Source organism: Bradyrhizobium sp. (assembly GCF_049691595.1).
Lineage (GTDB): Bacteria > Pseudomonadota > Alphaproteobacteria > Rhizobiales > Xanthobacteraceae > Bradyrhizobium.
The window spans coordinates 1-9,242 of the sequence record NZ_JBAVNZ010000395.1 but is presented as its reverse complement, the minus strand read 5'-3'; the positions used below and the strand labels follow the sequence as shown (position 1 = coordinate 9,242).

At 62.9% G+C, this 9,242-nt stretch carries 18 protein-coding genes; all 18 read right to left on the bottom strand.

Going from position 1 to position 9,242, the window contains the following annotated elements; all coding sequences use genetic code 11:
• Positions 1–1,200, bottom strand: a 1,200-nt coding sequence (secY, locus tag WCE35_RS16995) for a preprotein translocase subunit SecY (RefSeq protein ID WP_424594490.1), incomplete at its 3' end; no start/stop codon positions are given.
• Entirely contained in the window at positions 1,197–2,528 is a 1,332-nt protein-coding gene (secY, locus tag WCE35_RS16990) for a preprotein translocase subunit SecY (RefSeq protein ID WP_424594489.1), read from the bottom strand. The genes secY (WCE35_RS16995) and secY (WCE35_RS16990), both read right to left, overlap by 4 nt.
• A gap of 144 nt (positions 2,529–2,672) precedes the next feature.
• Complete coding sequence (gene rplO / locus WCE35_RS16985) at positions 2,673–3,161, bottom strand: 50S ribosomal protein L15 (protein ID WP_424594488.1); 489 nt, start codon at positions 3,159–3,161, stop codon at positions 2,673–2,675.
• An 84-nt stretch (positions 3,162–3,245) separates the two neighbouring features.
• A complete protein-coding gene (gene rpmD / locus WCE35_RS16980) occupies positions 3,246–3,440 on the bottom strand; it encodes a 50S ribosomal protein L30 (RefSeq protein WP_424594487.1) in 195 nt (64 codons plus the stop codon).
• 38 nt (positions 3,441–3,478) lie between these two features.
• Positions 3,479–4,054: a 30S ribosomal protein S5 gene (gene rpsE, locus WCE35_RS16975; protein ID WP_029081759.1), complete on the bottom strand. Its 576-nt coding sequence runs from the start codon at positions 4,052–4,054 to the stop codon at positions 3,479–3,481.
• A gap of 62 nt (positions 4,055–4,116) precedes the next feature.
• Positions 4,117–4,476 carry a 50S ribosomal protein L18 gene (gene rplR, locus WCE35_RS16970; protein WP_424594486.1) on the bottom strand — a complete coding sequence of 120 codons (360 nt, stop codon included), beginning with the start codon at positions 4,474–4,476 and terminating at the stop codon, positions 4,117–4,119.
• Positions 4,477–4,487: 11 nt separating this feature from the next.
• A complete protein-coding gene (gene rplF / locus WCE35_RS16965; protein ID WP_424594485.1) occupies positions 4,488–5,021 on the bottom strand; it encodes a 50S ribosomal protein L6 in 534 nt (177 codons plus the stop codon).
• A 14-nt stretch (positions 5,022–5,035) separates the two neighbouring features.
• Positions 5,036–5,434 (bottom strand): 30S ribosomal protein S8, encoded by a 399-nt coding sequence (rpsH, locus tag WCE35_RS16960; RefSeq protein ID WP_424594484.1) that lies wholly within the window; start codon positions 5,432–5,434, stop codon positions 5,036–5,038.
• A gap of 12 nt (positions 5,435–5,446) precedes the next feature.
• Complete coding sequence (rpsN, locus tag WCE35_RS16955; RefSeq protein ID WP_424594483.1) at positions 5,447–5,752, bottom strand: 30S ribosomal protein S14; 306 nt, start codon at positions 5,750–5,752, stop codon at positions 5,447–5,449.
• Between the two features lie 43 nt (positions 5,753–5,795).
• Positions 5,796–6,353 carry a 50S ribosomal protein L5 gene (gene rplE, locus WCE35_RS16950; protein ID WP_424594482.1) on the bottom strand — a complete coding sequence of 186 codons (558 nt, stop codon included), beginning with the start codon at positions 6,351–6,353 and terminating at the stop codon, positions 5,796–5,798.
• Positions 6,346–6,660: a 50S ribosomal protein L24 gene (gene rplX / locus WCE35_RS16945; protein ID WP_424594481.1), complete on the bottom strand. Its 315-nt coding sequence runs from the start codon at positions 6,658–6,660 to the stop codon at positions 6,346–6,348. The genes rplE and rplX overlap by 8 nt, the downstream gene beginning before the upstream one ends.
• Positions 6,660–7,028 (bottom strand): 50S ribosomal protein L14, encoded by a 369-nt coding sequence (gene rplN, locus WCE35_RS16940; RefSeq protein ID WP_011473865.1) that lies wholly within the window; start codon positions 7,026–7,028, stop codon positions 6,660–6,662. Before rplN ends, rplX begins: the two co-directional genes overlap by 1 nt.
• Before the next feature lie 82 nt (positions 7,029–7,110).
• A complete protein-coding gene (gene rpsQ, locus WCE35_RS16935; RefSeq protein ID WP_424594480.1) occupies positions 7,111–7,359 on the bottom strand; it encodes a 30S ribosomal protein S17 in 249 nt (82 codons plus the stop codon).
• A 10-nt stretch (positions 7,360–7,369) separates the two neighbouring features.
• The gene (gene rpmC, locus WCE35_RS16930; RefSeq protein WP_424594479.1) at positions 7,370–7,576 is read right to left on the bottom strand and encodes a 50S ribosomal protein L29; all 207 of its coding nucleotides are present in this window, start codon (positions 7,574–7,576) and stop codon (positions 7,370–7,372) included.
• A gap of 5 nt (positions 7,577–7,581) precedes the next feature.
• The gene (rplP, locus tag WCE35_RS16925; protein WP_424594478.1) at positions 7,582–7,995 is read right to left on the bottom strand and encodes a 50S ribosomal protein L16; all 414 of its coding nucleotides are present in this window, start codon (positions 7,993–7,995) and stop codon (positions 7,582–7,584) included.
• 30 nt (positions 7,996–8,025) lie between these two features.
• A complete protein-coding gene (gene rpsC, locus WCE35_RS16920) occupies positions 8,026–8,724 on the bottom strand; it encodes a 30S ribosomal protein S3 (RefSeq protein WP_424594477.1) in 699 nt (232 codons plus the stop codon).
• Positions 8,725–8,742: 18 nt separating this feature from the next.
• Complete coding sequence (rplV, locus tag WCE35_RS16915; RefSeq protein WP_424594476.1) at positions 8,743–9,129, bottom strand: 50S ribosomal protein L22; 387 nt, start codon at positions 9,127–9,129, stop codon at positions 8,743–8,745.
• 10 nt (positions 9,130–9,139) lie between these two features.
• A partial coding sequence (locus WCE35_RS16910; RefSeq protein ID WP_424594491.1) for a ribosomal protein S19 family protein occupies positions 9,140–9,242 on the bottom strand: 103 nt, incomplete at its 5' end.

Genomic DNA, 9,242 nt, shown 5'->3' with positions numbered 1-9,242 from the left:
CACCTGTGTTTCAATATCAAGAACCGTGCAAACCACAACCAGAACCGATGCTCCGCCCAAATAAAACGGCACCTGGCCAAGGCTGAGCCACAGCTCGGGTATCAAAAATACCGCGGCGAGATAAAGCGAGCCAATGCATGTCGTGTACGACACGATGCGGTCGAGGTGCTCGGCGGTAGGTTCGCCCGGCTCAATTCCCGGGATTACGGCACCACCTTTCTTCAGGGAATCGGCGGCATGCTCGGGATCGATCACGAACGATGTGTAGATGAACGCGAGGATGATGATTGCAATCGAGCTGAAGATCATATGGCCCAACTGACCGATCCGCAGATGACTGATCGTCGCATCCAGCCAAGACGTTTGACCAAGGACGAGACCAACGGTCAACAACGGCAGCAACAGCCACGGGGCCATTATGGTGGGAATTACGCCCGAGCTGTTGAGCTTAAGTGGCAAATATGACGATTGCGCCGGAATCGAACGTTTCCCGATCTTTCGGGCCGCGAATTCAAGCGGCACCCGCCGGCGTGCGAGTTCGACGAAAACGACCAGGCCGACCATGGCTACCGACAGAATTGCCAGCAGCGATGCCTGCCCGGTGGACAAGGCTCCCTGCCGGGTCAGTTCCAGCATCTCGGCAACGGCGCGGGGCATTTCCACCGCGACGCTCGCAAAAATCAACAAGGCCAGGCCGTTGCCGATGCCGCGCACGGTGATCTGTTCGCTGAGCCAGATCAGCAATACCATCCCACCCGTGAGCGTCACCGCCGCCGAGAGCAGAAATAGTCCGCCCGGATCGCCGACGAGATTGGGGACATTCTGCAGCCCCGAGGCGATGCCAAACGCCTGAAACGCTGCCAGTGAGATGGCCAGAGCGATAGTGTAGCGCGCGATCTTCCGCCGTCCGGCTTCACCGCCCCTGGATAGCGCGTTGAGCTTCGGTGAGACCATCGAGACCAGCTGAATGAGGATCGCCGCGGAAAAATACGGCATGATGTTCAGCGCGAAGATCGCCATGCGATGAATGCCGCCGCCGGCCAATATGTTGAACACGCCGAGAATGCCACCGGCCTGCGACTCGAACACCTGTTCCCAGATGTCGGGATCGATGCCAGGCAGCGGGATGTAGGTGCCGAGCCGGTAGACGAGGAGCGCGCCCAGAGTGAAGGCGATACGGCGCGCCAACTCTGACTTCATCGACGGCGGCCCCTGAGCTTGGACTTCCGGATCAGCCCCTCATACTGATGGGCGAGCAGATAGCCCTGCACCTGCGCCACCGTGTCCATGGTCACGCTGACGACGATCAGGAGCGAGGTGCCGCCAAAGTAGAACGGCACCGAGGCATAGGAAATCAGAATTTCCGGGATCAGGCAGACGATCGCGAGATAGACCGCGCCGAGCACGGTAATCCGCGACAGCACATAGTCGATATATTCGGCGGTGCGCTCGCCCGGACGGATGCCGGGGACGAAGCCGCCATGCTTCTTGAGGTTGTCGGCGGTCTCGGTCGGGTTGAACACGATCGCGGTGTAGAAGAACGCGAAGAACACGATCAGCGCCAGATAGAGAAACAGGAACAGCGGACGGCCGTGACCGAGCTGGGTGATGATCCACTGGAACCATTCCGGCCCCTTGCCGGCGTTGAAGTTCGCGACCGTGGTCGGCAGCAGCAACAGCGAGGACGCGAAGATCGGCGGAATCACGCCCGAGGTGTTGAGCTTGAGCGGCAGATGCGAGGACTGGCCCTCGAACATCTTGTTGCCGACCTGGCGCTTCGGATACTGGATCAGAAGCCGCCGCTGCGCCCGCTCCATGAACACGATGAAGGCGATCACGGCGACCGCCATCACGATCACGATCAGGATCAGACCGGTCGACAGTGCGCCCTGACGGCCGAGTTCCAGCATGTTGGCGAGCGCCGAGGGCAGCTCGGCGACGATGCCGGAGAGAATGATCAGCGAAATGCCGTTGCCGATGCCGCGCGAGGTGATCTGCTCGCCGAGCCACATCAGGAACATGGTGCCGCCGGTCAGCGTGATCGCGGTGGAAAGCCGGAAGAACAGGCCGGGATCGCTGACGACGTTGCCGGCGCCTTCGAGGCCGAAGGCGATGCCGTAGGACTGGAACGCGGCAAGGATCACGGTGAGATAGCGCGTGTACTGGTTCAGCGTCTTGCGGCCCGCCTCGCCTTCCTTCTTCAGGGCCTCGAGCTGCGGCGATACCGTGGTCAGAAGCTGGATGATGATCGAGGCCGAGATATACGGCATGATGTTCAGTGCGAAGATCGCCATGCGGTGGATGCCGCCGCCGGCGAACATGTTGAACATGCCGAGGATGCCACCGGCCTGCGACTTGAACACCTGTTCCCAGATGTTGGGATCGATGCCAGGCAGCGGGATGTAGGTGCCGAGCCGGTAAACCAGCAGCGCACCCAGCGTGAACCAGATTCGCTTCTTCAGCTCGTCGGCCTTGCCGAGCGCCGCGAAATTGAGGTTGGCCGCAAGTTGTTCCGCTGCTGAGACCATTGTTTTGGCTTTCTCCCGCCGCCTCCGCGCCGACTTCCCCTACGGGACCATCGGCAGACGCCGGACATTATCTGGTGCTCGGCTTCGATAAGTCCATCGCTCCATTCCGCGGATTGCCCGCCGTGACGGGCGATGACGCAGATGTTACGCCGCCTCGCCTGCTTGCTTCCTGGCCGGCGCCAGGATCTTCACCGTGCCGCCCGCCTTTTCGACCGCCGCGACGGCCGATTTCGACGCGCCGTGAACCTCGATCGTCAGCTTGGCCTTGAGTTCGCCGCGGCCGAGCAGCCGCACGCCATCCTTGGCGCGGCGCAGCGCGCCCGACTTTACCAGCGATTCGGCGTTGATGATGTCCTTGGGATCGAGCTGCCTGGCGTCGATCGCCTGCTGCAACCGGTCGAGGTTGATCTCGGCGAAATCGAGCTTGAAGATGTTGTTGAAGCCGCGCTTCGGCAGCCGCCGGTGCAGCGGCATCTGGCCGCCTTCAAACCCCTTGATGCGCACGCCCGACCGCGCGGTCTGGCCCTTGCCGCCGCGGCCCGCAGTCTTGCCCTTGCCTGAGCCGATGCCGCGGCCGACGCGCATGCGCTTTTTACGCGAGCCGGCATTGTCGGCGATATCGCTGAGCTTCATCGTTCGCTTCCTTTATCTCCGGAGCATGATCTTGACCGAAAACCGGTTCCCACTTTTCGGGATCATGCTCCGATCTTGCTTGCCTTAACTCTCGCCGACGACGCGGACGAGATGTTGAACCTTTGCGATCATGCCGCGAATCGCAGGGGTGTCCCGCAGCTCGGTGACCCGGCCGATCTTGTTGAGCTTGAGGCCGATCAGCGTCGCACGCTGCGAGTGATGGCGGCGGATTGCGCTGCCGGTCTGCTCGACCTTGATCATCTTTGCGGCCTTGGCCATCGTCGTCACTCCAGGTAGCGCGGGAAAAGCCCGCGTTGTTATTCAGCCACGGCTTCGGCGTCGCCGCCGACGCGGCGCGACTGCAGCGTGGACACCTTGATGTTGCGGCGCGCCGCCACCGAGCGCGGCGAATCCTGATGCTTCAGCGCGTCGAAGGTCGCGCGAACCATGTTGTAGGGGTTCGACGAGCCGATCGACTTCGCCACCACGTCCTGGATGCCGAGCGTCTCGAATACCGCGCGCATCGGGCCGCCGGCGATGATGCCGGTACCGGCCGGCGCCGCGCGCAGATAGACGCGGCCGGCGCCGTGACGGCCGGCGATGTCGTGATGCAGCGTGCGGCCTTCGCGCAACGCAACCCGCGTCAGATTGCGCTTGGCCGATTCCGTCGCCTTGCGGATCGCCTCCGGCACCTCGCGCGCCTTGCCGTGGCCAAAACCGACCCGGCCCTTCTGGTCGCCGATCACGACCAGCGCCGCGAAGCCGAAGCGCTTGCCGCCCTTGACGACCTTCGCCACGCGATTGATGTGGACGAGCTTGTCGACGAACTCGCTGTCGCGCTCCTCGCGATCCCTACTCCGTTCGCGTCCGCCGCGTTCGCGTTCACCTGCCATGGTGTTTTCCAATCTCTGGGAGGCCCAAGCCCCTGTCCTCGTGTCGGTTCAAACCAAGATTCTCAAAAGCTCAATCCGCTCTCGCGCGCGGCATCGGCAAGCGCCTTGACGCGCCCGTGATAGAGATAGCCGCCGCGGTCGAACACCACTTCCTTGACGCCCTTCTTCACCGCGCGCTCCGCCAGCAGCTTGCCGACGGCCTTGGCCGCGTCGATGTTGGCACCGGTGTTGCCGGCCTCGCGCATCGACTTTTCCAGCGACGACGCCGACGCCAGCGTCTCGCCCTTCAGGTCGTCGATGACCTGGGCATAGATGTGCTTCGACGATCGGAATACCGACAGCCGCGGCCGCCCGCCCGCGGAACGGCGCAACGACAGCCGCACGCGTTGCTTGCGCCGGGCATTGGTAACCTTCAGTGACATGACCGGCTCCGTTACTTCTTCTTGCCTTCCTTGCGGAAGATGAATTCATCCGAATATTTCACGCCCTTGCCCTTGTAAGGCTCCGGCGGACGGTAGCTGCGGATCTCGGCGGCGACCTGACCGACGCGCTGGCTGTCGTTGCCGACGATGACGATCTCGGTCGGCTTCGGCACCGTGATCGCGATGCCTTCCGGAATCGCATAGACGACGTCGTGGCTGTAACCGAGCTCGAGCTGCAGGTTCTTGCCCTGCAGCGCGGCGCGATAGCCGACGCCGGTGATCTCGAGCTTCTTCTCGAAACCCTTGGTGACGCCGGCCACCAGATTCGCAATCTGCGCGCGCGCAGTGCCGTAGAGTGCCTGGGCGCGGTTGGTTTCCACCCTTGGCGCAACCTTGACCGCGCCGTTCTCGAACTTCACATCGACGTCGTCATGCACGACGAACTGAAGCTGGCCTTTCGGCCCCTTCATCCTGACGGTCTGTCCCTCGACGGTCGCGGTAACGCCCGACGGAACCGTCACGGGCCGCTTGCCAATACGTGACATGACTCAATCCTTCCTCAAAACACCGTGAAGAGAATTTCGCCGCCCACATTCGCGTCGCGCGCGTCGTGGTCAGCCATAATTCCCTTCGGTGTCGACAACACCGAAATGCCGAGCCCGTTGTTGACGCGCGGCAGGTTCTTCACCGAGGCGTAAACCCGCCGTCCCGGCTTGGAGACCCGTTCGATCTCGCGAATCACCGGCGCGCCGTCGAAATATTTCAGCTCGATCTCGAGCTCGCTGCGGCCGGAGGCGTGCTCGACGCTGGCGTAGCCGCGGATATAACCCTCGGACTTCAGCACTTCGAGCACGCTGGCGCGCATCTTCGAGCCGGGGGTCGACACCTTGGACTTGGAACGCATCTGCGCGTTGCGAATGCGGGTGATCAAATCGCTGATCGGATCGTGCGTTGACATCTGACGACCCCCTTACCAGCTCGACTTCACGAGCCCGGGAACCAGGCCCTTGGAGCCGAGTTCACGCAGCGCGATGCGGCTGAGCTTGTTCTTGCGATAATTCGAGCGCGGACGGCCGGACAATTCGCAGCGGTTGCGGATCCGGGTCGCCGACGAATTGCGCGGCATCTCGGCGAGCTTCAGCGTCGCCGCGAACCGCTCTTCCATCGGCCTGTTCTTGTCGGCGATGATCGTCTTCAGCTTCGCGCGCTGGGGCGCGGCGTTCTTGGTCATCCGCTTGCGCCGGTTGTTCTTCTCGATCGAACTCTTCTTTGCCATGCTTGGCTCCTGGGTTTCCGCGTTTGAGAGGCTTGACAGCGTCTCACTGCCGGAACGGGAAATTGAATGCGGTCAACAAGGCACGCGCCTCGTCGTCGGTACGCGCCGTGGTGCAGACCGTGACGTCCATGCCCAATGTTTCCCCGGCCTTGTCGAAGTCGATTTCGGGGAAAATGATGTGTTCCTTGATGCCGAGCGAATAGTTGCCGCGGCCATCGAAGCTCTTCGGACTGAGGCCGCGGAAGTCGCGCACGCGCGGCAGCGCCACGTTCACCAGGCGATCGATGAACTCGTACATCCGCGCCTTGCGCAACGTGACCTTGCAGCCGATCGGCTGGTTCTCGCGCAGCTTGAAGGTCGCGATCGCGACCCGGGAATAGGTCACGATCGCCTTCTGGCCGGCGATCAGCGACAGGTCGGCCGCGGCGTTTTCCGCCTTCTTGCGGTCGTTGACGGACTCGCCGACGCCCATATTGAGCACGACCTTGTCGAGCCGCGGCACCTGCATCAGATTGGCATAGCCGAACTGTTCGGTCAGCTTGCCGCGGATGCTGTTGTCAAACTCCGCGCGCAGGCGCGGCACATAAGCGGTCTCAGCCATCGATCTCTGCTCCCGAGCTCTTGGCAATGCGTACCTTCTTGCCATCAGCCTGAATCTTGAAGCCCACGCGGGTCGGCTTGCCGTCCTTGCCGACATAGGCGATGTTGGACAAATGGATCGGCGACTCCTTGGAGATGATGCCGCCTTCCTGGGCCTGGGACTGCTTCTGGTGCCGCTTCACCATGTTGACGCCGCGCACCAGCGCCTTGTTCTCGGCGGGGCGCACCTCGAAGACTTCGCCGGTACGGCCCTTGTCGCGGCCGGACAAAACCATGACCTTGTCGCCTTTCCGGATCTTGGCAGCCATCACAGCACCTCCGGCGCGAGCGAGATGATCTTCATGTGGTTCTTGGCGCGCAGCTCGCGCGGCACCGGCCCGAAGATGCGGGTGCCGACCGGCTCCGACTGGTTGTTGATCAACACGGCGGCGTTGCGGTCGAAGCGGATCACCGAGCCGTCGGCGCGGCGGATGTCCTTGCGGACCCGCACCACGACCGCCTTCATCACGTCGCCCTTCTTGACCTTGCCGCGCGGGATCGCTTCCTTGATCGACACCACGATGACGTCGCCCACGGTGGCATAGCGGCGCTTGGAGCCCCCAAGCACCTTGATGCACATGACACGGCGTGCGCCTGAATTGTCGGCCACGTCGAGGTTGGTCTGCATCTGAATCATTGATGCACCTCGTCCTCTTTCTGATGCGCCTGGTTGCGCCTGAAATTTTCCCGAAAATCCGTCCGGCGGCGCCGGACGAGCCTCAGGCCGTTTTCTTCTGTTCGCCCCGGACCACGGTCCAGCGCTTCAGCTTCGAGATCGGCTTGCTTTCCTCGATCCACACCACGTCGCCCGGCTTGAACTCGCTGTTCTCGTCGTGGGCGTGATAGTTTTTCGAACGGCGGATCGTCTTCTTGTAGATCGGGTGGGTGAAGCGGCGATCGACGCGCACCACCACCGTCTTGGCTTGCTTGTCGCTGACGACCACGCCCTGAAGTGTACGTTTCGGCATATCCGGCCTCTTACTTCTTCTTCGCGCGCTTTTGCGCGGCGATGGTCTTGATGCGGGCGATATCGCGGCGGGCTTCACGCAGCCGCGAGGTGTTCTCCAGCTGCCCGGTGGCGCGCTGGAAACGCAGGTTGAAGCGCTCCTTCTTCAGATTGAGAACGGCGTCCTCCATCTGGTCCTCGCTCATGGCGCGGATATCGGCGGTTTTCATCTCGGCCATCACGCTCACTCCGCGATACGCGCGACGAAGCGCGTCTTGATCGGCAGCTTGGCGGCGGCGAGCGACAGCGCTTCCTTCGCGGTCTGCACGGTCACGCCGTCGATCTCGAAAATCACGCGGCCGGGCTTGACCCGCGCCACCCACAATTCCGGCGTGCCCTTGCCCGAGCCCATGCGGACTTCGGCGGGCTTCTTCGATACCGGCACGTCCGGGAAGATGCGGATCCAGACCCGGCCGGCGCGCTTCATGTGACGGGTCAGCGCGCGGCGCGCGGCTTCGATCTGACGGGCGGTGACGCGCTCGGGCTCCATCGCCTTCAGGCCGAACTGACCGAACGACAACGCCGCGCCCGACGTCGCAACGCCGTGGATACGGCCCTTATGCGCCTTCCGGAACTTGGTTTTCTTTGGTTGCATCATGGCTTACGCCCTCAAACTTTCCCTAATGCCTCAAGCGGCGTCGCGGCGCGGCCGCGAGCTGTCGCCTTCGGCCATCTTCTTGTCCTGGGCCATCGGATCGTGCTCGAGGATCTCGCCCTTGAAGATCCAGACCTTGACGCCGCAGGTGCCGAAGGTGGTGAACGCGGTCGCAACGCCGTAATCGATGTCGGCGCGCAGGGTGTGCAGCGGCACGCGGCCTTCGCGATACCATTCCATGCGCGCGATTTCGGCGCCGCCGAGGCGGCCCGAGCAGTTGATCCGGATGCCTTCGGCGCCGAGACGCATCGCCGACTGCACCGCGCGCTTCATGGCGCGGCGGAATGCGACGCGGCGCTCGAGCTGCTGGGCGATCGATTCGGCGACCAGGGTGGCGTCGAGTTCGGGCTTGCGGATTTCGACGATGTTGATGACGACGTCGGAGTCGGTGATGTCGGCCACGCGCTTGCGCAGCTTGTCGATGTCGGCGCCCTTCTTGCCGATCACCACGCCCGGACGCGCCGAGTGGATCGTCACCCGGCACTTCTTGTGCGGACGCTCGATCACGATGCGGGCAACCGCCGCCTGCTTGAGCTCCTTGTGCAGGATCTCGCGTATCTTGATGTCCTCATGCAACAGCTTGCCGTACTCGTTCTTGCCGGCGAACCAGCGGGAATCCCAGGTCCGGTTGATGCCGAGACGCAGCCCGATTGGATTGATCTTTTGACCCATCGTAGTCTCCTGCGCTCTTTACGCGCTCGCCTCGGCCTCGACCTGACGAACCACGATGGTCAGGTGCGAGAACGGTTTATAGATACGGCCCGAGCGGCCGCGGCCGCGCGGGGCAAAACGCTTCATCACGATGCCGTTGCCGACATGGGCCTCGGCGACGACGAGATCGTCGACCTCGAGGTCGTGATTGTTTTCGGCATTCGCGATCGCCGACTCCAGGCACTTCCTGACGTCGACCGCGATCCGCTTGCGCGAGAACTGCAGGTCGGCGAGTGCCGCCGAAGCCGTCCGGCCGCGGATCAGCTGCGCGACAAGATTGAGCTTCTGCGGGCTGACGCGCAGCATCCTTGCCACTGCCTTGGCCTCGTTATCGGCGAGGCTACGTTCGCGCTTTGGTTTGCTCATCGCTCGATCCTCACGCCTTCTTGGCTTTCTTGTCGCCAGAATGGCCGTGGAAGGTACGGGTCGGCGAGAACTCGCCGAACTTGTGACCCACCATTTCCTCGTTGACCGATACC